Origin of the sequence: Pseudoclavibacter terrae, from assembly GCF_008831075.1 — a bacterium.
Taxonomy (GTDB): domain Bacteria; phylum Actinomycetota; class Actinomycetes; order Actinomycetales; family Microbacteriaceae; genus Pseudoclavibacter; species Pseudoclavibacter terrae.
This window is the reverse complement of sequence record NZ_WBJX01000001.1, coordinates 859,018-885,793: the sequence shown is the minus strand read 5'-3', so window position 1 is coordinate 885,793 and position 26,776 is coordinate 859,018. Positions and strand designations below refer to the sequence as shown.

Genomic DNA, 26,776 nt, shown 5'->3' with positions numbered 1-26,776 from the left:
CGGGCTGCATAACAATGAAGGAAGAAAAACATGGCAACTGGCATCGTGAAGTGGTTCAACGCAGACAAGGGCTACGGCTTCATCGCTCCGGACGACGGAACGCCCGACGTCTTCGCGCACCACTCCGCAATCGACGTCCAGGGTTTCCGCACGCTTGAAGAGAACCAGCGCGTGGAGTTCGATGTGACCCAGGGACCCAAGGGTCTCCAGGCCGAGAGCATCCGCCCGCTCTAAATACAGGCTCTCAGCGGTCCTCGTCCTTCGACGAGCTGACCACGCCCAGCGAGTGCGACCTTCGGGTCGCACTCGCTGTGTTTTTGCTTGATCACCTGCGGGCTCCATCGCACCTAGGAGCTATGCGCCCGGACTAAAAGGCAGTATTTCTCGCCCGGTTACGGCGGGAGATCCGCTCCCCCGTGACTATCCTTGTCGGGCCGCGCACCGCGCCGTGCCGCGGCATCGACCAGGGGGAAGATTGAGTACAACAACGGCACGATCCAAACGACCAGCAAGCCACCGAGGTACAGTTTCGCTCGCGGCCGCGATGACAACCACGGCACTTGCCCTCGCAGGCGGCATCCCATCGGCCATCGCCGCGGAAGCCGGATTCACGTATCCGGGGGCGGTAGATCCTTCGACGATCACGATCACGACGAGCACGGGCTCCTCCTCGGACGGGGCGAAGAAGTGGGAGTGGCTTCGCATCGACGGAGAATGGTCAGTCCCGAACGGGGCGACCGCCGGTGAGACCTTCGGTATCACCCTGCCCCCCGAGTTCGGCATCGCGGGGGCCGGCGCGTTCACGGTCACCGCGCCGGACGACCCTGACTCGGTTATCGCGAACTGCACCGTCACCGATGACGAGGCCCCCGTGGTCGCCTGCACCCTGACCGATTACGTCGCCGGACTCGAGGATGTCGGCGGCCATCTCTGGCTCTGGGCCGAGGCTAGCGAGGTGACAGAGAAGGACGGCGTGGACTTCATCGTCGACGGCGTCGTGACCGTCGTCCCTCTCCCCGGTGGTGGCATAGGCGAGCCAGCGGCAGAACCTCCGGTCAGCTCGTTGATCAAGGACTCGCTGCCGGTCACTGCAAGCGGCACCATGACCTGGCGCATCTTCGTGCCCGGTTCGAAGTTCGCCGGGCAGCAGACGCTCACGATCACGGATGCCCTCAAGGCGGACGCAGGATTCGCCCCGCACGAGATCGTGCCTGGTTCGTTCTCGTTCGCCTCTGCCACCGGCGATGGCGCCCTCGTCGACCTCGATCCAGCGGAGTACTCCGTCTCGATCGGTGAGGATCTCATGAGCTACACGTTCACGTTCGCTGGTCCGATCTCGCAGGATGCCCGATACCGGCTCTCCTACCAGACCAAGGCAACAGGCCCGCTCGTCTTCGGGCAGACCTTCGGCAACAGCGCCAACGTCAATGGCTCGAGCGTCGAACACGTCGCGACCGTGACGCAGCAAGGCGGTGGCATCGGTATCGGGACACTCCCACCGGCACCCACGCCGACTCCCACGCCGACTCCGACTGTGACGGTCCCGCCCACCGCGACGATGGCGCCCACGGCGACTCCGACTCCGACGGCACCGGCAACGGCGCCTCCTGCGACTCATGTTCCGACAACACCGACGACGACCCCATCAGCGGAGGGCAGCCTCGCGACCACGGGAGCCGAGAGTCTTGCGCCGTTCGCAGTTGCTGCAGCCACCTTGCTCCTGGCAGCCGGTGCAATGCTCCTTGCACGGGCCAGGCACCCGCAGCCCTAGGCCCCGAGCCCTCGAATGCCACCCTGTCTTCGACAGGGTGGCATTCGTCGTTCACGCACGGCGCCGTTCGCGCTCCGCAGATCAGGTGTGTTCGAAGAAGAACCACCGGTAGGACGGGTATCCTTCTGAGGCGAGATGCGCACCCCCGAGCGCCGAAGACCTCGTTCACTACCAGCACCAGATCTTGAACGGAGCAACACCCCCTCCATGACCACTCCCCCCACGTGGCCGCACACTCCGACCATCCGCCCCAAGGACCGCAAGCAGCGCATCGAGTCGGCAGCCACGCAGGCGTTCGCGCTTCGGGGCTACCACCAGGTGAGCATGAGCGACGTGGCAGCCTCGGTCGGCATCTCCGCTCCGGCCCTGTACCGCCACTTCGCCAACAAGTACGACCTGTTCAAGCACACGGCCTTCGGCATCGTCGACGCCGTCGAAGGGGCAACGGATGAGGTCACCGACACGACGGTCGCCGCGGGTGCCCCCGCCACGGAGCGGGCCTCAGCGCTCATCCACGCGACGCTCGACAGCCTCATCAAGTGCCGCGGGACCGGCGAGATCATCCGCTGGGAATCTCGCTACCTCGAACCAGCGGACCGCGCCTCCGTGGACCAGCGCCTCGCGAAGGTCTACGGACGTTTTTCCGCCGTGTTGAAGGAGCTGCGTCCGGAGCTGAGCGACGAAGACCGCGCACTGCAGAGCCGTGCAGCATTCGCGGTGCTCGCGAGCGTGTCCATGCACCGAACGAGCATCTCCGCAGCGACCGCCGACTACCTGCGCGCCGCCTCACAGCGTGCCCTCGACGCCGACCTCCCCGAAACGGAGGCGTACGTCGCCCCTGCCGCCACGGGGATCCCGTCGACCGCCAAGCGCGAGCAGATCGTGGCGCACTCGATCGAGCTGTTCTTCGCGCGCGGGTACAACCTCGTCAGCATCGAGGAGATCGGCGGTGCCGTCGGCATCACTGCCTCCGGGGTCTACCGTCACTTCGAGAGCAAGAGCGGAATCCTCGCAGCCGCCTGCTCTCGGGCCGCGGAATACCTCGGACAGGTGACGCGTGACGTCTTCGCGGCCGTCGATTCCAACGAAGCCGCGTTGGACGGCCTGATCGACGCCTACGTCGAAGCGCAGCTCGCGCACCACAAGCTGCTCCAGGTCTACATCGCCGAGTCGACGAACCTCAGCGACGAAGAGCGAGAGCGCCTGCTGGCCCTGCAGCGGGATCACATCGAGGAGTGGGCTGGCCTGCTTCGCGCAGTCAAGCCGCAGTTCTCCGCGTCCGAAGCCCGATGCATCGCCCATGCGGGTTTCCACGTCGTCGATTCGCTCGGGCGCGTGCTCGCCTGGCAGGACACGCCGAGCAACCGCGCGCGCGTCGCGCACATGCTGCGCGCCGTCCTGGGCGTCTGACCCGCACTGCAGTCTGCGGCCCGCGCCTGGAAAAGGCGCGGGCCGCAGCCGTCATCGCGGGTCGGTGCCGCGGACTTCCGTCCCTCCGTCCTCACCCATGGGCGGGCGCCGCGCAGCTCGGACCTGATCGGCGAGGACCTGCGCGCCGCTGGTGGTGAGCGCCCGACGCCACGGCAGTACCCCCTCGATCTCGATCTGGATCGACATGCTCAGCACCGTGCGGATCACCACGATGAGTCCGAGGATGAGCGCGTCCTCCAACGAGGGCTTCGACGTGATGGTGCGGACGAGGTCGGCGGCGACGAGCACCTCGAGCCCCAGCAGGATGCCAGCGCCGAGCGACGTGCGCAGCGTCGCGAGGGCTACCGTGCCGCCCCGCCCGCGGAGGAGCGCCAAGCCGGCGAGCACGATCGCGACGATGATGCCGATGACGATCGCGACAGCGCCGAGCACCTCGACGACGACCGCGACGATCTCGAACACTCGGTCCATGGATTCCTGCATCCCAGCTCCCCTATCTGCCTATTCGTGCCTGCGGTGGCGTCCGGCGAGCACACCAGCGCACAGGAACGCGACGATACCCGCGACCGGCACCACGATGAGACCCACCCGGAGCGAGGTCGCGTCGGCAAGCAGCCCCACGAGGGGTGGTGCCGCAAGGAACCCGAGGCGCATGAGCCAGGAGACGAGCGTGATGGCCGTGCCCGGCTTGAACCCGGGGAGCTCATCCGCCGTGTGCAACGCGGCAGGCACGAGCGTCGCGATGCCCAAGCCTGCAGCAGCGAACCCGGCGATCGTCCCGCCAACGCTCGGGAACAGCAGGGCGACCCCCATGCCGAGCGCCGTCACGAGCCCACCAGCCTGCGCGACTCGGCGCTCCCCGAACCTGTCGACGAGGCGGTCCCCCAGCATCCGCCCGACGAACTGCGCGCCCACGAGCGCGATGAAGCCGAACGCGGCGAGCGATTGCGGGGCGTCGAGCGAACCGGCGAGGTAGAGGGCGGCCCAGGTGCTGCCCGAGTCCTCGACCACCGAGCCCGCGACGGTCAGGAGGACAAGCGCCAGGAGCACGACGTACTTCGCCGACCCACCCCGAGACGCCGTGCCCTCCTGCACGACCCTGATTCCGGCAGTCGACACCTCGACATCGTCGTGCTCTGGGCCCGGGATCATCCACCGGTACGCGAGAATCGCGACGATCGTGAAGAGCGCGCCGCTGATGCCGAGGTGCAGCGGGAGAGGCACGTGCAGCGCCACGGCCGCCGCCCCCATGAGCCCGCCGAGCACAGCGCCAATCGACCAGATCGCATGGAATCCGTTGATGATGGAGCGCCCGAAGCGGCGTTGAACGCGCAGTCCGTGCGAGTTCTGCGCGACGTCGGTGAGCGCATCCGCTGCGCCACCGAGCGCGAAGGCCGCTGCAAGCAGCAGCCCGTTCGGCGTGAAGCTCGCCGCGAACAAGGCGACGCTGGTGATCGCCGTGCCAGCCACCGCGAGTCGCGACGACCAGAAGCGGCGGATGAGCGAGGCCGCGGCGAGGCCCGCGAGCAGCGCGCCACTCGGATAGGCGGCGACGACGAGCCCGAACTCGACGTTGCTGAGCGCGAGCTCGGCTTTGAGCCCCGGATACCGAGGGAGGAGGTTCGCGAAGAGCGCCCCGTTGGTGAGGAACATTGCGGCGACGGCGACGCGCGCCCGCCGGTCAGCCTGGGAGGTCACTCCCCGACCGCGTCGTCGTGGTGCTTGCTGAGCATGAAGCAATCCAAGCACAGCAGGCGAGCCTCGCCCTACCGTCGGGCCTGCAGCGCCAGCAGGACGACCAGGTAGGCACCGCCCATGACGATCGTCACGACTCCCACCGGGACAGCGCCGCCGAGCGCGTGCTGCGCGACGAGGTCGGCCGCGAGCAGCAGCACTGCGCCGAGGACCGCCGAGGACAGGATCGGCACACCCGGCCCACGCTCGAGACGCAGTGCGAGCTGCGGCGCCGAGAGCGCGACGAACGCGATGGGCCCCGTCGCGGCGGTCACGACGGCCGTCAGCATGACGCCGACGATGAGCACGGCGAAGCGTGTCGGCTCGACCCGCACGCCGTGGCTCCTCGCGGTCTCGTCGCCGAGTTCGAGCTGTCGGAGCGGGCCGGCGAGCAGGGCGACCGCGGGCACGAGGAGGATCAGGATGACCGCGGCAGGCACGAGCTGCGACCACTGGGCGAGGGCAAGCGACCCGGCACCCCAGATGGACGCCGTCATCGCGACCTCCGTCTGTGCGCGCAGGAGCATCCACGTGTTGAGGGCGTGCAGGAAGGCCGTCACGCCGATGCCGACCACGATGAGGCGGAAGCTGCTGACGCCTCCGCGACGTGCGAGCGCGTAGACGAGGATGGCCGTGAGCAGGCCGCCGGCGAGTGCTCCGAGTGCCGTCCCGACGAAGGTGCCAGCGCCGGCGATGATGACGATGACGGCGCCCGTGTAGGCGCCGGTCGAGAACCCGATGACGTCCGGCGAGCCGAGCGGATTCCTCGTGAGCGACTGGAAGAGCGCGCCGGAGACGGCGAGCGCTGCCCCGAACACGAGCGCCGCGACGACTCGCGGTGCCCGCCACTCGAGCACGACGGTCGTTGCGAAGCCGCCGTCGGGGACGAAGACCGCCTCGAGCACTTCGATGGGGGTGAGCGGGTACTTGCCGAGTCCGAGCGCCACGACGGCAAGCACGATGGCGATGCCGCTGAGGATGAGCGTGACCACGACGGTGCGCCGCAGTCGGAGCTCGCGCGCGACCCTCGCAGGACCTCCGGGCCCGGACGGCGCCGTTCGATGACCGCGCCGCGCCGTGACGTCCTGTCCGGTCACAGGCCGCTCACCTTCTTCCGGCGTGCCAGCGCAACCAGCACAGGGGCGCCGATGAACGCCGTGACGATGCCCACCGGGAGCTCGCCTGGCCGGAGCACGACCCGGCCGAGCACGTCTGCGACGAGCATGAGCGAGGGACCGAGGAGGACGCTGAGTCCGAGGATCCAGCGCTGGTCCTGACCGACCATGGCGCGTGCGAGGTGCGGCACCATGAGGCCGACGAACGCGATCGGGCCGGCGATCGCCGTGGCCCCTCCCGCGAGCAGCGTGACGGCGACGATGGACAGCACCCTGGTGCGTGCGACCGAGGAGCCGAGCGAGTGGGCGAGGTCGTCTCCGAGCGCGAGCGCGTTGAGCGAGCGGCCCAGCGCGAGCGCCAGCACCACTCCAGCGACGACGAACGGCGCGACCGGCAGAGTCGTGTCCAGCGTTCGCAGCTGGAAGGAGCCGGACTCCCACACGAGCAGGGCGTTGAACCGCTGCGGGTCGCTGAATCGGATCGCGGCGATGATGCCGCTCAGCACGGCTCCGAAGGCCATGCCTGCGAGCGTGAGCCTGAGCGGGTTCGGCCCGCCTTTTCCGCTGCCGAGGAAGTAGACGAGCACGGTCGTCGCCGCGGCACCCAGGAACGCGAACCACACGTAGCCGTTCGGGTTGGTCACACCGAGCACCGCCACGGCGAGCGCGACGGCGAAGGACGCGCCCGAGGTGACGCCGAGGATGCCGGGGTCCGCGAGGGGGTTCCTGGTGACGGATTGGATGATCGCTCCAGCGACGGCGAGGCCGGCGCCCACCAGCAGGCCGATGATGGTTCGTGTGACGCGAAGGTCGAGAATCGCCGTGCGCGTGGCCTGGTCGACGTCTCCCCCGGTGACCGCGGCCCAGACCTGGTCGAGCGGCACTTCCCGCGAGCCGATCGCGATGCTGAGGGCGCAGGTGACGGCGAGCAGGAGCGTCGAGATCAGGAGCATCAGGCTTCGCCGCGCCCCCGAGACGTGCCTGGCCGAGCTTGCGGCGGAACGCACCACGCCGCCGGGTGGCCCGGCTTTCACTTCTGTCGTCACGAGAACCGAGTTTAGGCTAACCTACATCGACTGCCGTTCACCCAGACAGAAGGTCTCCATGAAACACCTCGCCAAGGGCCTCGCCCTCGCCTCCGCAGCCGCGCTCCTGCTGACGGGATGCTCCGCGACCGCCGACACGGATGCCGAAGAGACGGCCGCCCCGGCAGCCGATGGCACGTTCCCAGCGGTCGTCGACACCAAATTCGGCGAGGTCACGATCGAGGAGGCGCCGACCCGCATCGTCGCCCTCGGATGGGGCGATGCAGAGACGGCGCTCGCGCTTGGCGTCCAGCCTGTCGGCGCGTCGGACTGGCTGGCGTTCGGCGGCGAAGGCGTCGGCCCCTGGGCTGAGGGTCTGTACGACACGGCTCCCGTCATCATCGAGACCATGGAGCCCGACTACGAGGCGATCGCTGCCCTCGAACCGGACCTCATCCTCGACACGAAGAGCTCCGGGGACCAGGACCGCTACGACCGTCTCTCCTCGATCACCACCACGGTGGGTGTGCCAGAGGGAGGAGACAGCTACCTGACATCGACCGAGCAGCAGATGGAGCTCATCTCGAGCGCACTGGGCGTTCCCGAGAAGGGTGACGAGCTGCTCGCGGGCGTCGACGCGGCTTTCGCGGCTGTCGCAGACGCCAACCCGGAGTGGGCTGGCAAGACGGCAACCGCCGCCACGAAGACGTCAGAGGGCTGGGGTGCGTACATCGACGGCAGCGAGCGCGTCGCGTTCCTCGAGAACCTCGGCTTCGCGCAGAGCCCGAAGATCGCTGAGCTCCCCGTCGCCGAGTCCGGCTTCACCTCGACCGTCTCCAACGAGCAGCTCGACCTGCTCGACGCAGACCTGATCGTCGCGTTCCCGATCTTCATCGAGAAGTCGGCCATCACCGATGACGCGCAGTGGCAGCAGATTCCCGCAGTCGCAGACGGCCGTGCCGTCGTCATCGACGGCGACGTCGCCTCGGCGTACTCGCTCGGCACGACGCTCGCAGTGCAGTATGCCATCGACCAGGTCGCACCGCAGATCGAGACGGCACTCGCCGGCAAGTAGCCCCGCGCCGCCTGACGCACACGGCGCCCGTCCACCGAGTCCCGGTGGCGGGCGCCGTCTCCGTCTGCGCACGAATGGCACGCTCACTCGCGACGCGCCTCGGCGAGGGACGCGAACCGCTGCCCTGTCCAGGTCACGGCCGCTTCGAGCGGTCCGCGGCGCCGCCACCAGAAGAAGACGGCGCCGACGGCGAGCGCGCACGCGACATGGATGAGCCAGATCGGGGCGCTCGAGACGAGCCAGAACAGCTCCGGGGCATCCGCGAGCGCACCGCCGTTGACGAGCGCCGTATAGGTGACCCCTGCCACGATCACGTGCAGGGTGTAGATCGTCAGCGGTGTCGCCCCCGCGCCGAGAGCCGGTCCGAGCACGCGGAGCGTCGCGTCGCCGAGTCGCAGGCAGACGGCCAGGCAGAGGCCGATGGCGATGAGCGAGGTGCCCGCCGTGATCGCGAGGTCGAACGTCGTCCCGGAGTGGGGGGCGGGCGAGGCCAGGAACCAACCGCTCTGCGTCGGGGTGGTGCCGAAGGCGGCGGTGTAGAAGAGCTCGGACGCTCGATCTCCGGCACCCGTCGAGGCGCTGATCGAGCTGAGGCCGCCGAACGGCCCGGCGAGCAGCATGCTGATGCCGACACCCAGGAGCGCGAGCACTGAGCCCACGGCCGTGAGTCCGAGGCTCAGCTGCAGGATGGTGCCTCGCTCGCGAGCGACGAGGAGCATCCGCCCCACCACCATGCCGACGATCGCGTAGACCACCCAGGTCAGCACCGGGTAGGTGCCCGTGACGAAGAGCCCACGGAGCAGCTCGAGCGGATGCGCGAGGTCGAGCCAGCTGGGCGTGCCGAGCTCGGAGCCGACGTTGAGGGGCGCGCGCAGGAGCATGGAAAGGAATGGCCACAGCCCGGCCCAGGCGGTCGCGACCATGAGCAGCGACACGTTCGAGAGCCGGAGGAGCGGCGTGACGAGCCAGAACACGAGCCCGTAGTAGACCAGGATCACGGCGATCGGCCCGGGCACGAGACCCAGCGTCATTCCGATCACCATGAGGGCCAGGCCTCGCCCGAAGACGTTGAGAGCGGCCGCTCCGAAGGCGCGGCGGTCCCGCTGCTTCGTCGTGGTGAGCACGACGCCGATCCCGGCGAGCACGGCGAAGAGTGCAGCCGCCTTGCCGCCGAGGAACGCGGCGAGCGCAGGCGTGGATCCATCCGAGTTGGTGACCCACACGTGCGTCGCCATCATGCCGATGAGCGCCAGGAACCGTGCGAGGTCGAGCCCCGTGATGCGTCCCGCGCGCCGGGCACCCTCGCCCGCAGGCCCACTCTTTTCGAGGGGTGCGGCCGGCTTGCCTGGCATGCTCTGGGCGCTCACGCATTCACGCTACCGTCACGGCGCGCCGACGCGCACGTCCCAGCGCAGGGCCGCGTCAGCTCCGGAGGATCTTCTCCATCGCTTTGCCCTTCGCGAGCTCGTCGACGAGCTTGTCGAGGTATCGGATCTCCTGCATGAGGGGCTCTTCGATCTCCTCCACCCGGATGCCGCAGACGACGCCCTTGATGAGAGCGCGGTTCGGCTGCATGAGCGGCGCATCCCCGAAGAAGCTCTCGAAGTCGACGCGACGCTCGATGGTCCCGTCGAGCTGCTCGTCGGAGTACCCGGTGAGCCAGCGGATGATCTCATCGACCTCGGCCTTCGTGCGCCCCTTCCGCTCCGCCTTCGTGACGTAGTGCGGATAGACGTCCGCGAACGCCGTCCCGTAGATGCGATGGCCTGCCATGTCAGCTCCCTCGTGTTGTGCAGATTCTAGCGACGTCACCTGCCGTCACGTGCTGTCACATCGGAAGATCCCGCACCCTTCCGGGGTTGGCTCGAGCATGACAACTCTCGGAATCATCGGTGCAGGCAATATCGGCAGCCAGATCGCTCGGAAGGCGGTGGAGGCGGGGTACGACGTCGTCATCAGCAACTCTCGCGGCCCGGCGACGCTCGCGTCGCTCGTCGCGGAACTCGGACCGACGGCCCGCGCGGCGACGGCCATCGAGGCCGCCGAAGCCGCAGATGTGGCCGTCGTGACCATTCCCCTGCACGCCTACGACTCCGTGCCCGTCGAGGCGCTCGCCGGCAAGATCGTGCTCGACACCAACAACTACTACCCGCAACGCGACGGTGCCATCGCCGAGCTCGACGACGAGACGACCACCACATCCGAGCTGCTCCAGCAGCACCTCCCAAAGTCCCGGGTCGTCAAGGCGTTCAATCACATCGGAGCCGCCGACATCACCTCGGATGGTCGCCCCGCAGGGGCCGCCGATCGGCGCGCGCTGGTCGCCGCCAGTGACAGCCAGGATGCCCTCGACGTCGTCCGCGGCCTCTACAACCAGTTCGGCTTCGACACGGTCGAGGTGACACCGCTCGCCGAGGGATGGCGCATCCAACGCGACTCCCCGGGATACGGCGCCCACGCCACGAAACCCCAGCTGGTGGCGGCGCTCGCCGAGGCCAAGCGATACCGCGACCTCAGCTGATACCAGCAACGCCACTTCCGCGAAAGAAATGAGGGCCCGATCGAGTGATCGGGCCCTCAGCGCTGTGGACCTAAGGAGATTCGAACTCCTGACCTCCTCGATGCGAACGAGGCGCGCTACCAACTGCGCCATAGGCCCTGACGGGAGGAAACATTACCACCGGGCAACGCCGACTGCCAACGCGACCCGCGCGAGCCGTCGCCGACGGGGGCCGCCGCGCATCCCGCATGAGGTTCTGAAATCCTGGCTTCCGGACACTGACGTTGGAGGAATCCCTATGAGCTTCTTGACTACTCATACGGATACTTTGGAACGGTCCTACAGTGTGTACCATCTCGAGATATGCGCACCGCTGGACTACCACCTACGTGGCAACGTGACTCGAACACCGCCGTGATCGAGCCGGACGTCTCCCCACCTCTCGCCCTGCTTCCCGCCGCGAGAACCCTGCCGAGGCAAGAGCAGGGCCACGCCGTCCAGTGGGAGCCGCACTCGCATCCCGTGAGCCAGCTCCTCTCCGTGCAACGCGGGATCATGAAGCTCGTGGTGGAACGAAGCATCTGGGTGGTGCCGCCTCACTTCGCCGTCTGGGTCCCTGCAGGCATCGTCCACACGAGTCGCATCTCCGCGGACTGCGAGTTCCAGGCGACGTTCTTCTCGGAGCGGGAGTCGTTCCTCCGCCCCCGAGACGCCTACGGAGTGACGGTCACTCCACTGCTGCAGGAGCTCCTGTCCCGCCTCCAGGCCGCCGACCTCACGCAGATGCAGCGCCGCAACATCGAGCGGGTCCTGTTCGACAACCTCACCCCCACGTCGCACGACCTCCGCGTGCGCATGCCACGCGACCAGCGCATCCTGCCCATCGCCGACGTGCTGAGCGCAGACCCGGGCGACCGCCGATCGCTCGACGAATGGGCGGCATCGCTCGAGGTGAGCAGCAAGACGCTCGCCAGGATCTTCCAGAACGAGACGGGCGTCTCGTTCCACAGCTGGCGCCAGCTGGTCCGCGTGCAATCGGCGCTTGAGCAGCTCTCGCACGGGCAGAGCGTGGCGCTCGTCGCGCGATCGCTGGGATACGCGCAGACCAGCACGTTCATTGACGCCTTCAGGCGGGTGCTCGCGATGACCCCGGGCCAGTACCGCGCGCACGCGCTCATGTCCTGAGCGGCGAGGAGTTCCGAGAGGCACATGACCGTCGCCTCCGCACCTATCGCGGCGGAACCGTGGGATACTTGGCAGCAAGGCAAGCCTAGCCTGTGCCCGCCAGACGAAGTAGGTCCACAACATGCGACACCCCACCGAGCTCGCCCTCGCGAGTCGATCACCGATCGCCGACGCCCGCAGACGCAGCCGCGCGTGAGCGGAGAGCTCCGCGCCGCAGACCTCACGGTCGCCTACGACCAGCGCACCATCCTCGATGGGTTCGACGTCACCATCCCCGCGAACTCCTTCACCGTCATCGTCGGGCCCAACGCGTGCGGCAAATCCACTCTCTTGCGCTCGCTCGCCCGCCTGCTCCCCGCGGCCGGCGGCAGCGTGCTTCTCGACTCCACCGACATCCGAACCCTCAAGGCCAAGGAGCTCGCCAAGCGCATAGGCCTGCTCCCCCAGTCCTCGATCGCCCCCGACACGATCACCGTCGCCGACCTCGTGTCGCGCGGCCGCCACCCGCACCAGGGCATCCTCCAGCGGTGGTCTCACGACGACGACGAGGCCGTCGAGGAAGCCCTCGTGCGGACCGGCCTCACCGACCTCGCGGACCGCAGCGTCGACGAACTGTCCGGCGGTCAGCGCCAGCGCGTGTGGATCGCCATGGTGCTGGCACAGGACACCCCCGTCGTGCTCCTCGACGAGCCGACCACGTACCTCGACCTGGCGCACCAGATCGACGTCCTCGAACTCTGCGCCGAGCTGCACCGCCAAGGCAAGACCCTCATCGCCGTCCTGCACGACCTCAATCAGGCGGCACGCTACGCGACGCACCTCATCGCGTTGAAGGCAGGCGAGCTCATCGCCGAAGGGCCGCCGGCAGACGTGGTCACCGAGGAGCTCGTCGCTGACGTCTTCGGCGTCCGAGCACGAATCGTCCCGGACCCCGAGACGGGCACACCGCTCGTCGTTCCGCTCGCGCACTCCGCCATCGTGCAACGCTCCCCCACGACGACGCCTGCATGACCGAGGCATACACGCCATTCCCGCCGTTCGTCACCCAGGTCAAGCGGGTGACCCGCGTCTCCCCCAGCTACGTCCGGATCACGCTCGGCGCCGACAGCCTCGAGCACTTCGCGCCGCACGGCAACGACCACCGGATCAAGCTCGTCTTCCAGCACGCCGATGGCACCTATGGCGACTTCGGCATCACGGACTCACCAGCGCCCGCGCTCACCGACTGGTACTCGAAGTGGCGCACGCTGTCAGACGAGCAGCGCAACCCCATCCGCACCTACACGCCCAGTGCGACGCGCCCGTCACTCCGGGAGATCGACATCGACTTCGTCCTCCACCAGCCAGCCGGCCCCGCCACCGCGTGGGCGGCGAACGCCAGGCCCGGGGACGAGCTCATCGTCGTCGGCCCCGACATCCGGGCGGAGGATTCGACCGGCGGCATGGACTTCCAACCACACGGGGCGCGGCGCCTCCTGCTCGCCGCCGACGAGACGGGGCTGCCAGCCGTGCGCAACATCCTGCAGCGCCTCCCGAAGACCACCGCGGCGAGCGTGTTCCTCGAAGTCCCGTCAGCAGCCGACTGCGTCCCCCTCCCCACCGGCAACGCGGACGTCGTCGTCACCTGGCTCGTACGAGGAGAGCACCCATACGGCGAGCGGCTCACGCAAGCCGTGGATGCCTGGGCCGTCGCAACGGAGATCTCCGGTTCGTTCTACGCGTGGCTGGCCGGCGAATCGTCGACGGTGAAGGTCATCCGCCGGCACCTCGTCCGCCAATGCGACCTGCCGCCGAGCTCGATCACCTTCTCCGGGTACTGGAAGATCGGCCGCGCAGAGAACTGAGGCCCTGTCGCGTCAGTCGCCGTTGGGGGCTGACGTGAAGTTGGGGCCGCCGCTGGGCTGCGGCTCGGGCTTCGGCTCCGGGGGCTTCGTCTCTTCCGGCTCCGGAGCCTGAGACGGCGCAGGCGCCTGCGTCATCTGCGGTGCCTCGGTCGCCGGCGGCTGCGTCGCTGCCGGCGCGGACGGTGCAGGCGCAGCGGTCGTCGGAGCAGGCGGGACATACGTGCGACGGTTGCCGAAGTGCTCGGCTCGGGCATCGCCCACCACCTGCGGGATCTCGATGACCGCCGCGACCAGCGCCGTCAGGTCCTGACCCTGCGCATTCGCGCGTACGATCTCGATGAGCTCAGCGAGCCGCTCATCCGTCTCCCACTCGGACTGGTCGTACTCTTCGACCTCGGTCTCCGCGGCGGTCGCAACACGCTGCGAGTACTCCGCGACGAAGTACGGCACGGCGGATTGCATCGTCGAAGTGGCACCGGCCGCGTCGTTCGCGTCGATCTGATCCCGAGCCGTGGCGAGCAGGTCGCCCATCTTGGTCTTCGACTCGTCCGTCACAAGACCGTTCGACATGACGTACGCCGGCTCGATCGCGTCCACCTGTGCGCTCACGGCGAGCGTCTCCGGACTCAGGACGACGACAGCCGGCTGCGCGGGCGCAGCCGTGGACGCCGCCAGCGACTCCTTGCGAACCGCGGCGAATGAGCCGATCGAGACGGGGATCACCACGACGACGACCACAAGTGCGACGGCGGCCACGAACCAGCTCACCCGAGCAGCAGCCGGAGCGGCGCGGAACCGCGCGAAAGGACCGCCGAGGAGCAGGCGAGCGTTCGTCGCGCCGGTGCGGTCGAGCGTCTCGTCTCCGGCCGCGAAGATCCCGTTCGGCACATCGATCGATGAGTCGTCGGTCTTCGCGAACGGGTCGCCGTCTACTGGTGTTGCCATGATCCGACCACACTAGTGGATCGCCCGCACCACCCGGCGGCGACTAGCCGACGCGGCGACGCCGAAGCGCAGCGTCGAGATCACCCATGCCGGGCTCGACCTCGTCCAGGACGCCCATGCTGGCCCAGCGGCTCGGCCGCTTCTCGACCGGGGCCACCACGATGGGGTTCAGCACGGCTTCGCTCAGTTGCGGCGACGACTGGGCCAGCCCGGCACGAGTTGCTGCGGTCTGCGCGAGGGGCACTCCCTGCATCGCTGCGGACGCGCGGGTCGAGAACGTTGCGATCCCTGGCTGCGCGTGCGCATCCCGGATCTTCTGCTCGGACCGGCGGGCCGCCTCGCGAAGCAGCTCGAGATGGTTGACCTTCTCGACGTCCACCCCACCTCCAGGACCGTCCGGGCCGGGTCGCCCGGGCGTCCCAGACTCCTCTCCAAGGGCAGTCAGCGACTCCGAGGACGAACGCTCGAGATACAGGGGCTTCGGCACCGGAACGGGTACCCAGCCATCGAACGACTCAGTGACCTGGACCTCGGCGGTCGGCTGAGCTGCGGGACGGGCCGCGTCGCTCACCGAGAAGTCGATCGTTGCGTCCGCGCGTCGTTCAGCCCGCGGCTGGCGCTCGGCACCAACCGCGACCCGAGCCGCGAGACGCTGCGCGTTCGCGATGCGAGCGAGGCGCTGCAGGCCCGCGACGCCGGCAAGCACCGTCACGACACCGGCGACCAGCACCCACCAGACCCCGGCGGTCGCGCCGAGCGAGATGCCCACTCCAACCGCGACAATGCCCAGGAGCGTCACCAGCGAGGTGACGAGACGACCGCGCCGGGTCGCACGCGCGGCGCGCTGGCGGTCTTCCGCAGAGCGAGGCACGGTCACGGCGGGCAGGGCCCGACGAGCTGCCTCATCGCGTTCACGTTCCGCGCGCTCGGCCTCGGCCCTCGCACGCTTGATGCGACGCTCCTGCTCGCTCACGCCACGCCCGTCGGCCCGCACGCGAGCCCCACTGAGATCGCTCGTGGTCGCGAGCGAATGCAGCGCCTGCTGCATGCGAATGGCGTTCTGCTCGGTGGCGAGGTAGTTGCGGCGGCGCACCCACGTCGGCACGAAATAGGCAAGCCAGAGCGTCACCGCCAGGGCGAGGACGAGACTGCTGCCGAACTGCATGGCGTCAACATTAAGCGCGGACGCACCCGCGGCCGCCGATTGCTGCGGAGTGTCAGATTCGGGAATCGGAACTTCTTGCGACGCTCAGGCGGAACCTCAGCGAAGAGGCTGCGACGTCCGCTCCCAATCAGCCTCTGGCACCTGCGCCTCGCGCTCGTCGGCGCCACCCTCGCGCCACCGTCGCAACACGCCCTGCGGCACCTCCTCGCGCACGACGGCGAAGCAGAAGTGGTCGCGCCAGTCGCCGTCGATGTGGATGTACCGACGACGCAGTCCTTCGTATCGGAAGCCCAGCTTCTCGACAACCCGCAGCGACTTCGCGTTCTCCGGCCTGATGCACACTTCCATGCGGTGCAGCCCGAGCCCCTGCAGGCAGTGGTCGGTGGCCATCGCCGTCGCGATCGTCGCGAGCCCCTTCCCCGCGAAGTCGCGGGCGACCCAGTAGCCGAGCGTCGCCGAGGAGAGGGCGCCGTAGCTGATGCCCGACACCGTCAGCTGGCCGGCGAAGCGACCCTCGTACGTGATCACGAACGGCAGGGCGGTGTGCGCCGAGGCCTGGGACAGCAGAGAACGGATGCCGCCGCGCACGTCCCAGCGACCGCCACCACCCGGGCTCGTCGCCTCCCACGGCTGCAGCCACTCGCGGTTCGCGAGCAGCACCGACTCGAGCTCACGCGCATCCCTGACCCTGATGGGACGCAGCGACACCGGGCCGTGCGTCAGCGTGGGAACGGAAGCGCTCATAGGAAGCGGAGTCTACTCTGCGAGCGACTTCGCGAACTGCTGCAGCCACGGGCTGAGCGCCGGCCCCAGCTTGGGGTCGTCGATGGCGAGCTCGACGATCGCCTTGATGTAGTCGAGCTTGTTGCCCGTGTCGAAGCGACGCTCGCGGTAGATCACGCCCACGACACCGCCGAGCTCCTCGCGGTTCGCGGCGAGCACCTGGAGGGCGTCGGTGAGCTGGATCTCTCCCCCGGCGCCCGGCTTCGTCTGCTCGAGCACGGCGAAGACCTCGGGGCGAAGCAGGTACCGGCCGATGACCGCGAAGTTCGAGGGCGCGTCCTCGAGAGACGGCTTCTCGACGAGACCCGCGATCTGAATCGTGTCCGGACCGGCGCCAGGCACACCCTCCGCGACACTCGAGGCCGCATCGTAGGCGACGACGCCGTAGGAGGAGATCATCGCCGGGTCGACCTCCTGCAGGGCGACGACGCTCGCGCCCGTCGCCTCGTGGACCTGGACCATGCGCGAGAGCAGCGAACCGCCACCCGCCATGATGTCGTCACCGAGCAGCACGGCGAACGCCTCGTCACCGACGTGCTGACGCGCGCGCAGCACCGCGTGCCCCAGCCCGAGCGGGTCCCCCTGACGCAGATAGTGCACGTCGGCGAGATTCGTCGCAGCCCGCACCCTCGCGAGCTTCTCAGTCTCGCCCCGCGCCTCGAGCAGCGCCTCGATCTCGGCGACCCGGTCGAAGTGGTTCTCGAGGGTCGTCTTGTTGCGTCCCGTGATCATGAGCACGTCGGTCAGCCCCGCGTCGACTGCTTCCTCGACCACGTACTGGATCGCCGGCCGGTCGACCACCGGCAGCATCTCCTTCGGTATGGCTTTCGTCGCAGGCAGGAACCTCGTCCCGAGACCCGCAGCAGGAATAACGGCCTTTGTGATGCGCGAGGACATAGGCCGTATCGTATGGCCCCCGCGTGTTCTGGAGAAACGGAGGGCCGAAGGCGCGCGGGTTGGGGCCTATCTGCGGGTTCCCGCCCCAGCTCTGCACAAGCGGCTCCAGGGCGTTTCGCTAGGCTCCCTGCCATGGCGACCGACGCGAAGACCGAGAAGCGCGCCCTCCGCGCGGAGATCCGACAGCGACGACGCAGCCACGGAGAGCTGCAGCTCTCGGAGCACGCCGAACACCTCTCGCACCACCTGCGAGAGCTCGTCGTCGCCCACGGCGCGACTCGCATCTCCTGCTACCTCTCCGGCGAGTTCGAGCCGAGCACGAGACCGTTCCTCAGCTGGGCAAGCGACGCAGGCATCACCGTGCTGCTCCCCGTCACACGTGAAGACGGACTCCTCGACTGGGTCGTCTCCGACGGCGAGTCGGAGCACCCGCACGAACTCGGCTTCCCAGAAGCCATCGGCGAGCTCCTCGGGCCCATCGCGCTCGGCGACGCGGACCTGCTCATCGTGCCCGCCGCATCCATCGACCTGGAGGGCTACCGGATGGGCTGGGGGCGCGGCTACTACGACCGGACGCTCGGCTCGATGGCCGACAGGCCGCCCGTCTTCGCCGTGGTCTTCGACGACGAACTCGTCGGCGCCGTCCCCCGCGAGGTGCACGACGAACGGGTGGATGGCGTCGTCACGCCGTCAGGGATCACACGTTTCTGACGCATTACCCCGCGGGCTCTCCGGCGCGTTTATGCTGTCCTGGTCCCCGAAAGCGAGATTATGCCTACCTATTCCTACCGTTGCACCGAATGTGACAACGCCTTCGACATCCAGCAGGGGTTCGCCGACGCGAGCCTCACGGTCTGCGACGCGTGCGGAGGCAAGCTGCGCAAGGTCTTCGGTGCCGTCGGCGTCTCCTTCAAGGGATCCGGCTTCTACCGGACCGACTCCGCGGCCAGCGCCAAGAAGAGCTCCGGCTCCGCTTCCTCCTCGGGAGCCACCTCGGAGTCGAAGCCCGCACCCGCCAAGAAGGACCCGGCACCAGCTGCGGCATCCAGCAGCAGCAGCAGCACTTCAGCTTCTTCCTGAACTGACGACTTGTCCGTACGCGAGTACACAACGAAAGGGGACCCGTGAAGGGATTCCGCGAATTCATCATGCGTGGCAACGTCATCGAGCTTGCCGTCGCCGTCATCATCGGTGCCGCGTTCACCGGCATCGTCACCGCCATCGTCGATGGCATTTTCAACCCGATCATCGCCACCATCTTCCAGGCTGACGACATCGCGGCCGCGACTGTCAACATCGCCGGGGCACAGATCGGCTTCGGCGCGGTCATCGCCGCGATCATCCAGTTCGTCCTGATCGCCGCGGTCGTGTACTTCGCGATCATCGTGCCGATCAACAAGCTCAACGACATGAGCTACCGCCTCATCCACGGCAAGCCGAAGCCCGCCGTCGAGGCCGCCGTCACCGAGAAGGACATCCTCGAGGAGATCCGCGACCTCCTCAAGGCGCAGCAGGAGTCGCCCGCGAAGCTCCAGGGCGAAGGCCCCGAGACGCGAGCCTAGGCAAGAAGCGCCACAGCACCGCAGTCGCAAGCGCTGCACGAGGACGCCGCCGGTCACCCCGGCGGCGTTCTTGCGTCTCCGCACCGTGTCGGGGCAGGCGATCGGCCGATCAGGACGAACGGAACGTCTCGCGGCCCCACACCCAGGAGAGACACGCGATGGCGAGCATGAGCGACGAGACGATGATCGCCCAGGTGAAGCCGAAGAGGTCGGCGATGACGCCGGCCACGATGGGCCCGAGGATGCTCCCGCCGTCCTGCGTCATCTGGTACGTGGAGAGCACCTGGCCGCCGCTGCGTCCGTAGCCGATGATGTCGGAGATCACGGCCTGCTCCGCCGGGGCCGCGAGCCCCGAGCCCAGTCCGAGCACGAAGCTCAGCGCGAGCATCGTGACGATGTCGCTGGCGAACGCCGTCGCGAACATCGCCACGGCCGAGACGCCGAGGCCGATGAGGATGAACGGGCGACGCCCGACACGGTCAGTCTTCCGCCCGGCATACTGCAGCGAGACGACGTTGCCGACCGCGCCGACGGCGATGACGACCCCGATCACCCACGGCTCCTGGCTGATGCTGGTCGCGACGAACAACGGAAGGATCGCCGTCCGCACCCCGAAGTTCGCCCATCCGTTCGCGAAGCCGAACACGAGCGAGGCACGATAGGCGGAGTCCTGGAGCGCCTCGCGCAGGGACTTCGGCTCGAGCTTCCTCATGCCGGGGGCTCGGTCGTCGCCGGCGTCGTGCAGTCCGGCCTCCTCGGCCGCCTTCCTTGCGGTGACGCGGTGTGCGCGCCCCATCATGACCCCGACGATGGCCGCGGCGATGACGAGGGTGCCAGAGTAGACGAGGAACGGCACGCCGATGCCGAACTGCGCGAGCGCCCCGCCGACCGCGGGGCCGGCGATGTTGCCGACGAGGAAGATGCCGCCCCAGAGGGCCGAGATGCGCCCGCGGATCTGCGGCGGCGAGTAGCGGGCGATCATGCCGGCGGCGGAGATCGTGAACATCACGGACCCGACGCCGCCGAGCCCCCGGAAGACGAGCAGCTGCCAGTAGTCCTGAGCGAACGCCACGGCGGCCGTCGACGCCGCGACGATGAGGAGTCCCGCGACGTAGATGCGCCGCTCCCCCAGCTTGTTGATGAGGGCGCCCGCACCGGGCGCGAACACGAGCCTCATGAACGCGAACGCGCTCACAACGACCGAGACCAGCGTTGCGCCGACCCCAAAGCTCAGGGCGTACTGCGGCAGCACCGGCACGATGAGCGCGAAGCCGATCGCGATGAAGAAGGTGGCGACGAGCAGCACCCAGATCTCTGCGGGGATCGGAGGCCTGGGCCCATCCACGCTCGAGATGACGGGGGTCTGCCCGGTGGTGGGATGCTCGGGATCCGAACCAGGCACATTGGGGTCGTTCGGTTCGATGGCCCGCTCAGCCATAGTGCGGTGGCCTGTCGGCGCGCAGCCGGTCGTCGTTCGGCCCCCTGGGGCTCGCAGCACGGTCGTCCGCGTAGCGCACGTCGGTGTCGCCCCAGGCGCTCGGAGAGTCCTCGCCGGCGAGCACGGCGGGCTCGCGCCTGCCGTCGGCCGACTGTGGTGCTGGGTCGCTGCCGGGCGGCGGCGCCGTCGTCACGCGGCGGCGCGGCTTGCGCCCGATGCGAGTTCCTGCCGTCTCGTCCTGGTCGTTCGAGTGGGTCACGCTCAGCTCGCACCGCCGGGCTCGCCCGGGCGAGCGATCGCGATCTGCTGATTGCCATCCGGCAGCGTGACCGACGCGAGGCTCGCGCTTGCCGCGGCGCCCGCATCCGTCGTCGACCGACCTGAGGTCAGCTCCCCCAGCTCTCCCTGCATCGAGCCGGCCGCGATCCCGGCCGACTCCGCAGGCAGCGGCACCTTCAGGGCCTTGCCGATGCGACGCGCGACGGCCTCCGGGTGCGCGAACAGCTCGAAGGAGTGCACGCGGAGGTAGTACCAGCCGAGGCGCTTGAGGAGTTCTGGGCGCAGGCGCAGGGTCTCGCGCAGTGTGGCATCCGCTGAGCCGGCGATACGCAGGTCGAGGCCGTCCGTGTCGATCGCGATCGCCCGGCCGCGGTAGGCGGCGGCCAGTGGGATGCGTCCGCGGTGGAACAGCTCGACGGTCATGCCGAACGACTCGAGACGGTTCGCGAGGTCGAGCAGCATGGGCGGCGCCTCGACGTCGCGTGCCTCGCCGTCACCCTCCTCGTCGGGCGCGGGGTCTCCTGCCGTGGGCTCGGACGGTGCGGGGGCGTCAGCGGGCGTGCCAGCCTTCGCCGCGTCCGGGTCGGCTTCACCGAGGATCTGCGCCAGGCCGAGAACGCCCCGCGACATGCGCGACGGGTCGAGCTCGCCTGGCCGGATGCAGGAGACCACCACGAGCGACCGGCGGGCACGGGTCATGGCGACGGCAAGCGCCCGCTCGCCGAGCTCGGTGCCGAGCACTCCGAAGTTCGCGAGGACGCGGCCGTGCGGTGTTCGGCCGAAGCCGATCGAGAAGATCACGCGGTCGCGCGACTGGGCGGTGGCCAGCTCGATCGTCGTGACGGTGAACGGCTCGCCGCGGGCTGCCGTGAAGAACTCGGCGATGTCGCTCCGTCGGGAAGCAGCGGAGTAGACGGCCTGCTCGACTCGGCGGGCGTGGAGGGCTGACGCGGTGACGACCATGAGCGATTCGCGGGGCCGGTGCACGGCGTGGTCGACGACCAGCTCGACGACGCGGCTCACCTCGGCGTCCGTCGATTCGACGCCACCGGTGATCGGGTCGGGCAGCCCCGTTCCGTTCTCCACGAACGAGAAGCTGAGGCTCGAGTGGCCGAGCAACGTGCCGGCCCAGGGCATAGAGCGGATGCGGCCCTTGTAGAAGCGCCGGTTGACGAGTTCAGCGAGGTCTTCGCCGCCCGCGCGGTAGCTGCGCGTGAGCGCGTGCTCCGGCAGGAACTCGGCGAGCCGCGAGTACACGGACTCGCCGACCTGGTCGGTGTGCCGAAGGCCCCACGTGTCCGTGCTGTCCGCCGAGGGTCGCGTCACGGCGACCGTGAACGGAGTCGGGTACTGGGTGACCGGGTCTCCGAAGGCGACGACCTGGTCGCCTCGACGGATCGCCCCGATGCTCTCGGCGATCGACATCGTTCCCGCATCCACCAGGACGACGGTGTCGAAGTGGATGCGCTCGCTGACGAGCGGCACATCGTACGGAGTCGTGAGCCACAGCTGAGCGATGCTCTTCGAGACGTCGCCCGCTTCGAGGGCGAGCTTTGTGGAGGGCACGCCAGGGCGTCGCAGCAGCTGCCGCAGCGCATCCGCCTGCTCGCTGTAGTCGACGATCGCGACCTTCCACGCCTCGGCGAGCTGCCAGGCGAGCTGCGCGGCCGAGTGATCGGTGTGCGCCTGGTCGACGACCCTGAAGTCGCTCTCGAGTCGCGTCACGACGCGGGTGTTGGCGTTGAGGAGGGCCTTGTCGCGGTCGAGGAGGTCCTCCAGGACCGACTGCCACCAGGCCAGCTCGAGCTCGTCGCCGAGCGCATCCGCCTCGACGTGACGCTCGGAGAGGTCTTCGAGCAGTGGGGTGAGGCCGAGGTTCTCGAGGCGCTCGATGATGGTGAGGCGCTCGACGATGTTGTGCAGCACCTCGCTGTCGGCCGCGAGCTCCGTGATGCGGGCCGGGAGGTCGGCCAGGGGCAGCTCGCTCAGCGAGACGGCACCGGCGTCGACGAGCGGCTCGTCGAGGAGGCGCAGCTTCTCGGCGACCTCGCGGTGGAACTTCCTGACGTCGGAGATGCCGGTGGGGACGGTGGGGGTTGAGCCATCGGTGACGTAGCGGTGCCAGAGGATGCGCTGGCGCTGGGCCAGCTTGAGCGACTCGTGGAGGTCCTCCACGACGACGCCGGGCCGCACGTAGTCCTTCGCGAGCTGCCGCAGCTGGCGGCGGCGCGCGGACGTCAGGTCGCTGCCCTCCCGCTTGGGGTTAGTGGCGTGGATGACGTCCGTCAGCGAGTGGTCGAAGACCGCCGGGCGGAACCGGTCGAGCGTCTCGCGCAGGTCGAGCAGCAGTCGGAGGTAGATGCCCAGCTCGCCGTACGTCTCGGCGGGGCGCATCCGGGTTCGGCCGACGAGCTCCTGCGCCCGGTCGATGACCTCGACCAGCACTCCCGCGTCGAGCTCGACCGCGGCCTCTTGCGCGCGGTTCGCTTCGTCGGTCGACTCGAACGAGACGCCGTACCAGGGCGAGTCGTCCGGGCCATACTTGAACTGGCCGAGCTCCCCGGCGGCCCGAAGCTGGCGCGCGATGGCGTCGCGGCCCGTGGCGATCGCCTCGATGGCGTCGCGGTCGAGGCGTGCCGTCGTGATGGGTGGGTGCTCTCGCAGTTCGAGGCGGGAGAGCTCTTCGAGGGCGTCGAGCGCGGAGACGCCGAGTGCCGGGTCAGGGTGCACGAGTGCGTCCCGGTAGTCGGCGAGCACGTGGCGGAGACGGACGAGGGCGTCGTCGAGCTCGTGCATCGCGGGCTTGCGGGCCTTCTCGTTGCGCGAGATGGATGCGATCGCGTCCCGGCGGAGGGTTCGAGGCGTCACGGCGAGGCCCTCGAGTCCCACGCTCTTGAGGCGAGCCCTGATGGCGCGGATGCTCGCTGAGCGTGGCGTGACGACGAGGACGCGCTTGCCGTCGGCGACGAGCAGACCGAGCGCGTTGATGACGGTCTGCGTGAGCCCGGTGCCCGGCATCGTGTTGATGACGGCTGAGTTGCCGGCCGCGATCGCGTCGACGACGCGCTCCTGCTCGGTGTCCGCGTCCAGCAGGAACCGGTCCCCGACCGGGTCACGACGGTCCGGGCTGGGTCGCTGCGTGGCGGGCCGCGGCGCGGCGACCTGGCGGCGTGCTTCCTCGTCGCCCGCGAGGGCGCGAAGCACGGGGTGGGTGAGCTCGTTCGTGTCGCGGAGCATGGCGCTCGCCACCTCGCCGAAGCTCGAGATGACGGCGCGGGCCGAGACCGTGAACTGCGGAATGGACGCGCCGAGCGCTCGCATGCGGTCGAAGACCTGCTGCGGCAGGAAGGCGTCGTTGGACTTCGCGAGCTCGAGCAGCTCGGCCACCGGGAGGCGCACGCCGAAGTGCTGCGCGAGGTGACGCACGAGGGAGGCGTTCACGCGACTCGGGCCCTTGAGCGTGAACTCGTAGTCGCGACCCGCGCGGCGCAGGTCGACCGTGCGGGTGAGGATGGGCGCGCGGAAGTGCTTCCCGTCCTGCGTCCACTCGGCGAAGCCCGTGGCGAGCTGGATCGTGCTCATGCCACGGCCGGCGAGCAGCTCGGTGCCCTTCTGCGCGATGAGGTCGGCGGCGTCCCGAGCGCCACGGAACGAGGAGTTCTCGCGCACGAGCGCCGACAGCAGCACGGTCTTGCCCGCGGCGAATGGTGCGATCCCGCCGGGGTGCGCGCTGGTGAGCTCGACGGAGGTGCCGGGCTCGTCAGCGAAGTCGAGGAGCGGGGATGGTCCGCCGAGTTGCGCGAGCTCGTGCAGCCAGGCGTCTTGAGCCGCGTCGACGGCCGCTTCGAGCGCCCGCGCCTGCTCGGCGCGTTCGAGGTCCAGCGCGGTGAGCGCCTGCTCGTCCGCGGATGGCACCGGGTGGGTCTTGCGTTCGTGCGCTACCGCATCCGCAACCCAGGAACGGCCGCGAGTGAGACTCGGACCGTCGGCGTTTCGTGCGCGCACCCCGTCTTCGTGGTCGCGTCCGAGGTCGAGGGACTGGCCGTCGTCGCGGTCCTCGCGGTCGCCCTCACGCTCGGCACGCTCGCGCTCGAGGCGATCCCGCACCGGACTCAGGTCGGGAATCGGCTCCGTCTCATTGTTTGTGGGCGCACCCTTGCCGGAGCCGTGATCGTCGCTCTTCGCGTCGCCCGGCTCTGAACCTCGTTTACGAAACAGACCCCACACGCGTGACACTGTAAGTGTCTCGGCCGGTCGGAGGGTGGAGGCGCGCGTGGGTTGCGTCGAGCTTGGCCTAGTTTTCGCGGGACTCGTGGTCGATGCCGGACGGCGGTACCTGTCCGGCTGCCGATGAACTTGCGGCTGCTCCCAGGCTGCAGGGACTCGCGGTGCGCGCGGAAGTCCGCGAGCACCGGTAGCATTGTCGCGCCAGCCTCTGTAGCTCAATGGAAGAGCAGTTGCGTCCTAAGCAAACGGTTGGGGGTTCGAGTCCCTCCAGGGGCACCAGTTCTTGGGTGCATCGCAGCGGTCGCCATCCCGTGTCGGCACGAGTTGGTCCGTAGGATCGGACCATGACGACGATCTTCGACGAGCAGCATCGCCCGGAGCCGCCGCTCGGTGAGGATGAGTGGTCGACGCTGAACGGCTTCCTCGACTTCCACCGGGCCACACTCGCCTGGAAGGTGTCAGGGCTCACCGCGGATGACCTTGCGAAGACGCTGCCACCCAGCACCATGACCCTCGGTGGCCTCGTCAAGCACCTCACGTACGTCGAGGACGACTGGTTCGGCGTCGTCCTCCTCGGGGAGGAGCCGCGCGAACCGTGGGCCTCGATCGACTGGAAGGCCACGCCCGACTGGGAATGGGACACCGCGCGAGACAGCGAGCCCTCCGAGCTCCTCGCAGCGTGGGAGGCCGCCGTGTCGCGAGCACGAGCCGCGGCCGAGCGCGCCTTCCGACTCGGCGGCCTCGAGCACCCCGCGGCGAGCGGCTTCTCGGACGGGCGCATCCCGCGGCTGCGGTGGATCCTCATCCACATGGTGGAGGAGTACTCGCGGCACAACGGGCACGCCGATCTGCTTCGCCAGGGCATCGACGGAAGCGTCGGCGAGTAGACGACCCGGCTCCCTGCAGCACACACGTCTCGGCGAACATCGTCTCCTACCCTTGCGGGCATGACCTCATCGCAGACCTGGCTGATCACTGGTGCGAACCGAGGGCTCGGGCGCGCCCTAGCCCTGGGCGCCCTGCAGGCTGGCCACCGCGTCGCCGCCACCGTGCGTGGCGCCGATTCGCTTCCGTCGCACGGACGACTCCTGGTTCTTCCGCTCGACGTGCGCGACCGAGCCGCTGCCTTCGCCGCGGTCGACCGGGCGACGGCCCGGTTCGGGGCGATCGACGTGCTGGTGAACAATGCTGGCTACGGGCTGATCGGCACGGCCGAGGAGGTCTCCGAGGAGGACGCGCGGGGCATCCTGAACACCGACCTGCTCGGACCGCTCTGGCTCAGCCAGGCGGTGCTGCCCGGGATGCGCGCGCAGGAATCAGGGCACATCGTGCAGATCTCGACGGTCGGTGCGGTTGGCACCATGCCGACGCTGGGCCTCTACAACGCGGCCAAGTGGGGCCTCGAGGGGTTCAGCGAGGCCATGGCCGCCGAGGTCGCCAGCTTCGGGGTTCGCGTCACGATCGTCGAACCCGGCGAGCTCCGCACGGACTGGGCGGGCGGCAGCATGCGATTCAGCGAGCCGCTGACCGCCTACGACGAGCTGCGCACGAGCCTCTTCGGGACACCAGACGTGCCATGGCCGTCCGCGCCGGGCGCAGACGAGCAGCAGGCCAGTGGCACCTCGCCCGCAGACGCCGCCGCGGAGATCATCGCTCACGTCGCCGACCCGGATGACACGAGGGTGCGACTGCTCATCGGCGACGACGCCCCACCACAGGTGCACGCCGCCTTGAGCGCGAGGCTCGACGAGTATCGCCGCGACCCCCGCTTCCCGCGGTGACGGCCCCGAGGACGAGGCC

At 69.0% G+C, this 26,776-nt stretch carries 27 protein-coding genes and 2 tRNA genes; 15 read left to right on the top strand and 14 right to left on the bottom strand.

Annotation, left to right across the window (positions count from 1 at the left end; all coding sequences use genetic code 11):
- Window positions 1-30: 30 nt before the first annotated feature.
- The 3 genes from F8O03_RS04140 to F8O03_RS04130 all read left to right on the top strand — a co-directional run bounded on the left by F8O03_RS04140 (window position 31) and on the right by F8O03_RS04130 (window position 3,181).
- Window positions 31-234 (top strand): cold-shock protein, encoded by a 204-nt coding sequence (locus F8O03_RS04140; protein WP_068478769.1) that lies wholly within the window; start codon window positions 31-33, stop codon window positions 232-234.
- Window positions 235-544: 310 nt separating this feature from the next.
- Window positions 545-1,771, top strand: a complete 1,227-nt coding sequence (locus F8O03_RS17995) for an Ig-like domain-containing protein (protein WP_167516463.1) — start codon at window positions 545-547, stop codon at window positions 1,769-1,771.
- Between the two features lie 207 nt (window positions 1,772-1,978).
- Window positions 1,979-3,181 (top strand): TetR/AcrR family transcriptional regulator, encoded by a 1,203-nt coding sequence (locus F8O03_RS04130; protein WP_167516462.1) that lies wholly within the window; start codon window positions 1,979-1,981, stop codon window positions 3,179-3,181.
- 51 nt (window positions 3,182-3,232) lie between these two features.
- On the opposite strand, the gene F8O03_RS04125 is transcribed toward F8O03_RS04130, so the two are convergent.
- The 4 genes from F8O03_RS04125 to F8O03_RS04110 all read right to left on the bottom strand — a co-directional run bounded on the left by F8O03_RS04125 (window position 3,233) and on the right by F8O03_RS04110 (window position 7,097).
- Window positions 3,233-3,685, bottom strand: coding sequence for a DUF1622 domain-containing protein (locus F8O03_RS04125; protein ID WP_151422726.1), 453 nt, complete (start codon window positions 3,683-3,685; stop codon window positions 3,233-3,235).
- Between the two features lie 18 nt (window positions 3,686-3,703).
- Complete coding sequence (locus tag F8O03_RS04120) at window positions 3,704-4,900, bottom strand: MFS transporter (RefSeq protein ID WP_244295897.1); 1,197 nt, start codon at window positions 4,898-4,900, stop codon at window positions 3,704-3,706.
- A 68-nt stretch (window positions 4,901-4,968) separates the two neighbouring features.
- Entirely contained in the window at window positions 4,969-6,033 is a 1,065-nt protein-coding gene (locus F8O03_RS04115) for a FecCD family ABC transporter permease (RefSeq protein WP_151422725.1), read from the bottom strand.
- Window positions 6,030-7,097, bottom strand: coding sequence for a FecCD family ABC transporter permease (locus tag F8O03_RS04110; protein WP_244295895.1), 1,068 nt, complete (start codon window positions 7,095-7,097; stop codon window positions 6,030-6,032). Before F8O03_RS04110 ends, F8O03_RS04115 begins: the two co-directional genes overlap by 4 nt.
- A 58-nt stretch (window positions 7,098-7,155) precedes the next feature.
- On the opposite strand from F8O03_RS04110, the gene F8O03_RS04105 reads away from it, so the two are divergent.
- Window positions 7,156-8,151 carry an ABC transporter substrate-binding protein gene (locus tag F8O03_RS04105; RefSeq protein ID WP_151422724.1) on the top strand — a complete coding sequence of 332 codons (996 nt, stop codon included), beginning with the start codon at window positions 7,156-7,158 and terminating at the stop codon, window positions 8,149-8,151.
- An 83-nt stretch (window positions 8,152-8,234) separates the two neighbouring features.
- Here the strand turns inward: F8O03_RS04105 and F8O03_RS04100 are convergent, their stop codons facing one another.
- Both F8O03_RS04100 and F8O03_RS04095 read right to left on the bottom strand, forming a co-directional pair.
- Complete coding sequence (locus F8O03_RS04100) at window positions 8,235-9,518, bottom strand: heparan-alpha-glucosaminide N-acetyltransferase domain-containing protein (protein ID WP_151422723.1); 1,284 nt, start codon at window positions 9,516-9,518, stop codon at window positions 8,235-8,237.
- Between the two features lie 55 nt (window positions 9,519-9,573).
- A complete protein-coding gene (locus F8O03_RS04095) occupies window positions 9,574-9,924 on the bottom strand; it encodes a DUF2200 domain-containing protein (RefSeq protein ID WP_151422722.1) in 351 nt (116 codons plus the stop codon).
- Between F8O03_RS04095 and F8O03_RS04090 the strand changes: the two genes are divergently transcribed.
- Window positions 9,923-10,672 (top strand): NADPH-dependent F420 reductase, encoded by a 750-nt coding sequence (locus tag F8O03_RS04090; protein ID WP_341872787.1) that lies wholly within the window; start codon window positions 9,923-9,925, stop codon window positions 10,670-10,672. The genes F8O03_RS04095 and F8O03_RS04090 overlap by 2 nt on opposite strands.
- Window positions 10,673-10,737: 65 nt before the next feature.
- Here the strand turns inward: F8O03_RS04090 and F8O03_RS04085 are convergent.
- Window positions 10,738-10,810: transfer RNA gene (locus tag F8O03_RS04085), tRNA-Ala, on the bottom strand.
- A gap of 255 nt (window positions 10,811-11,065) precedes the next feature.
- Here F8O03_RS04085 and F8O03_RS04080 point away from each other — a divergent pair.
- The 3 genes from F8O03_RS04080 (at window position 11,066) to F8O03_RS04070 (ending at window position 13,680) form a co-directional block, all read left to right on the top strand.
- Window positions 11,066-11,836: an AraC family transcriptional regulator gene (locus tag F8O03_RS04080; protein WP_167516461.1), complete on the top strand. Its 771-nt coding sequence runs from the start codon at window positions 11,066-11,068 to the stop codon at window positions 11,834-11,836.
- 192 nt (window positions 11,837-12,028) lie between these two features.
- A complete protein-coding gene (locus F8O03_RS04075) occupies window positions 12,029-12,847 on the top strand; it encodes an ABC transporter ATP-binding protein (protein ID WP_244295893.1) in 819 nt (272 codons plus the stop codon).
- Entirely contained in the window at window positions 12,844-13,680 is an 837-nt protein-coding gene (locus F8O03_RS04070) for a siderophore-interacting protein (protein ID WP_151422718.1), read from the top strand. The genes F8O03_RS04075 and F8O03_RS04070 overlap by 4 nt, the downstream gene beginning before the upstream one ends.
- A 12-nt stretch (window positions 13,681-13,692) precedes the next feature.
- Here the strand turns inward: F8O03_RS04070 and F8O03_RS04065 are convergent, their stop codons facing one another.
- From F8O03_RS04065 to F8O03_RS04050, 4 genes are all read right to left on the bottom strand, one after another.
- Window positions 13,693-14,625: a hypothetical protein gene (locus tag F8O03_RS04065; RefSeq protein ID WP_151422717.1), complete on the bottom strand. Its 933-nt coding sequence runs from the start codon at window positions 14,623-14,625 to the stop codon at window positions 13,693-13,695.
- Between the two features lie 43 nt (window positions 14,626-14,668).
- The gene (locus F8O03_RS04060; RefSeq protein WP_151422716.1) at window positions 14,669-15,790 is read right to left on the bottom strand and encodes a hypothetical protein; all 1,122 of its coding nucleotides are present in this window, start codon (window positions 15,788-15,790) and stop codon (window positions 14,669-14,671) included.
- Window positions 15,791-15,886: 96 nt separating this feature from the next.
- Window positions 15,887-16,534: a GNAT family N-acetyltransferase gene (locus F8O03_RS04055; protein ID WP_104253777.1), complete on the bottom strand. Its 648-nt coding sequence runs from the start codon at window positions 16,532-16,534 to the stop codon at window positions 15,887-15,889.
- Window positions 16,535-16,546: 12 nt separating this feature from the next.
- Window positions 16,547-17,470, bottom strand: a complete 924-nt coding sequence (locus F8O03_RS04050; RefSeq protein WP_151422715.1) for a UTP--glucose-1-phosphate uridylyltransferase — start codon at window positions 17,468-17,470, stop codon at window positions 16,547-16,549.
- Between the two features lie 132 nt (window positions 17,471-17,602).
- Between F8O03_RS04050 and F8O03_RS04045 the strand changes: the two genes are divergently transcribed.
- Genes F8O03_RS04045 through mscL form a run of 3 tightly spaced genes read left to right on the top strand, consistent with a single transcriptional unit; the run spans window position 17,603 to window position 19,032 of the window.
- The gene (locus F8O03_RS04045; protein ID WP_151422713.1) at window positions 17,603-18,181 is read left to right on the top strand and encodes a 5-formyltetrahydrofolate cyclo-ligase; all 579 of its coding nucleotides are present in this window, start codon (window positions 17,603-17,605) and stop codon (window positions 18,179-18,181) included.
- A 60-nt stretch (window positions 18,182-18,241) separates the two neighbouring features.
- The gene (locus F8O03_RS04040; RefSeq protein WP_151422711.1) at window positions 18,242-18,550 is read left to right on the top strand and encodes an FmdB family zinc ribbon protein; all 309 of its coding nucleotides are present in this window, start codon (window positions 18,242-18,244) and stop codon (window positions 18,548-18,550) included.
- Window positions 18,551-18,594: 44 nt separating this feature from the next.
- On the top strand, window positions 18,595-19,032 hold the full coding sequence (mscL, locus tag F8O03_RS04035; protein ID WP_104253781.1) for a large conductance mechanosensitive channel protein MscL: 438 nt from the start codon (window positions 18,595-18,597) through the stop codon (window positions 19,030-19,032).
- A gap of 109 nt (window positions 19,033-19,141) precedes the next feature.
- Here the strand turns inward: mscL and F8O03_RS04030 are convergent, their stop codons facing one another.
- From F8O03_RS04030 to F8O03_RS04020, 3 genes are read right to left on the bottom strand one after another with little or no spacing between them, the layout of a single operon-like run.
- A complete protein-coding gene (locus F8O03_RS04030) occupies window positions 19,142-20,434 on the bottom strand; it encodes an MFS transporter (RefSeq protein WP_244295891.1) in 1,293 nt (430 codons plus the stop codon).
- Window positions 20,435-20,462: 28 nt separating this feature from the next.
- Window positions 20,463-20,729, bottom strand: a complete 267-nt coding sequence (locus tag F8O03_RS04025) for a hypothetical protein (RefSeq protein ID WP_151422709.1) — start codon at window positions 20,727-20,729, stop codon at window positions 20,463-20,465.
- Between the two features lie 2 nt (window positions 20,730-20,731).
- The gene (locus F8O03_RS04020; RefSeq protein ID WP_151422707.1) at window positions 20,732-24,664 is read right to left on the bottom strand and encodes an AAA family ATPase; all 3,933 of its coding nucleotides are present in this window, start codon (window positions 24,662-24,664) and stop codon (window positions 20,732-20,734) included.
- Between the two features lie 3 nt (window positions 24,665-24,667).
- Between F8O03_RS04020 and F8O03_RS04015 the strand changes: the two genes are divergently transcribed.
- The 4 genes from F8O03_RS04015 to F8O03_RS04000 all read left to right on the top strand — a co-directional run bounded on the left by F8O03_RS04015 (window position 24,668) and on the right by F8O03_RS04000 (window position 26,757).
- The gene (locus F8O03_RS04015; RefSeq protein ID WP_151422705.1) at window positions 24,668-24,949 is read left to right on the top strand and encodes a hypothetical protein; all 282 of its coding nucleotides are present in this window, start codon (window positions 24,668-24,670) and stop codon (window positions 24,947-24,949) included.
- Window positions 24,950-25,180: 231 nt separating this feature from the next.
- Window positions 25,181-25,255 (top strand) — tRNA-Arg (locus tag F8O03_RS04010).
- A gap of 65 nt (window positions 25,256-25,320) precedes the next feature.
- Entirely contained in the window at window positions 25,321-25,863 is a 543-nt protein-coding gene (locus F8O03_RS04005; RefSeq protein WP_151422703.1) for a DinB family protein, read from the top strand.
- Window positions 25,864-25,923: 60 nt separating this feature from the next.
- Window positions 25,924-26,757, top strand: a complete 834-nt coding sequence (locus F8O03_RS04000; RefSeq protein ID WP_167516460.1) for an SDR family NAD(P)-dependent oxidoreductase — start codon at window positions 25,924-25,926, stop codon at window positions 26,755-26,757.
- The last annotated feature ends 19 nt before the right edge of the window (window positions 26,758-26,776 follow it).

Bases quoted from the DNA above. Each gene is read 5' to 3' on its own strand.
- F8O03_RS04140 (WP_068478769.1), top strand. From the start codon at position 31: ATGGCAACTGGCATCGTGAAGTGGTTCAACGCAGACAAGGGCTACGGC.
- F8O03_RS17995 (WP_167516463.1), top strand. From the start codon at position 545: ATGACAACCACGGCACTTGCCCTCGCAGGCGGCATCCCATCGGCCATC.
- F8O03_RS04130 (WP_167516462.1), top strand. From the start codon at position 1,979: ATGACCACTCCCCCCACGTGGCCGCACACTCCGACCATCCGCCCCAAG.
- F8O03_RS04125 (WP_151422726.1), bottom strand. From the start codon at position 3,685: ATGCAGGAATCCATGGACCGAGTGTTCGAGATCGTCGCGGTCGTCGTC.
- F8O03_RS04105 (WP_151422724.1), top strand. From the start codon at position 7,156: ATGAAACACCTCGCCAAGGGCCTCGCCCTCGCCTCCGCAGCCGCGCTC.
- F8O03_RS04090 (WP_341872787.1), top strand. From the start codon at position 9,923: ATGTCAGCTCCCTCGTGTTGTGCAGATTCTAGCGACGTCACCTGCCGT.
- F8O03_RS04095 (WP_151422722.1), bottom strand. From the start codon at position 9,924: ATGGCAGGCCATCGCATCTACGGGACGGCGTTCGCGGACGTCTATCCG.
- F8O03_RS04070 (WP_151422718.1), top strand. From the start codon at position 12,844: ATGACCGAGGCATACACGCCATTCCCGCCGTTCGTCACCCAGGTCAAG.
- F8O03_RS04065 (WP_151422717.1), bottom strand. From the start codon at position 14,625: ATGGCAACACCAGTAGACGGCGACCCGTTCGCGAAGACCGACGACTCA.
- F8O03_RS04060 (WP_151422716.1), bottom strand. From the start codon at position 15,790: ATGCAGTTCGGCAGCAGTCTCGTCCTCGCCCTGGCGGTGACGCTCTGG.
- F8O03_RS04055 (WP_104253777.1), bottom strand. From the start codon at position 16,534: ATGAGCGCTTCCGTTCCCACGCTGACGCACGGCCCGGTGTCGCTGCGT.
- F8O03_RS04050 (WP_151422715.1), bottom strand. From the start codon at position 17,470: ATGTCCTCGCGCATCACAAAGGCCGTTATTCCTGCTGCGGGTCTCGGG.
- F8O03_RS04045 (WP_151422713.1), top strand. From the start codon at position 17,603: ATGGCGACCGACGCGAAGACCGAGAAGCGCGCCCTCCGCGCGGAGATC.
- F8O03_RS04040 (WP_151422711.1), top strand. From the start codon at position 18,242: ATGCCTACCTATTCCTACCGTTGCACCGAATGTGACAACGCCTTCGAC.
- F8O03_RS04005 (WP_151422703.1), top strand. From the start codon at position 25,321: ATGACGACGATCTTCGACGAGCAGCATCGCCCGGAGCCGCCGCTCGGT.
- F8O03_RS04000 (WP_167516460.1), top strand. From the start codon at position 25,924: ATGACCTCATCGCAGACCTGGCTGATCACTGGTGCGAACCGAGGGCTC.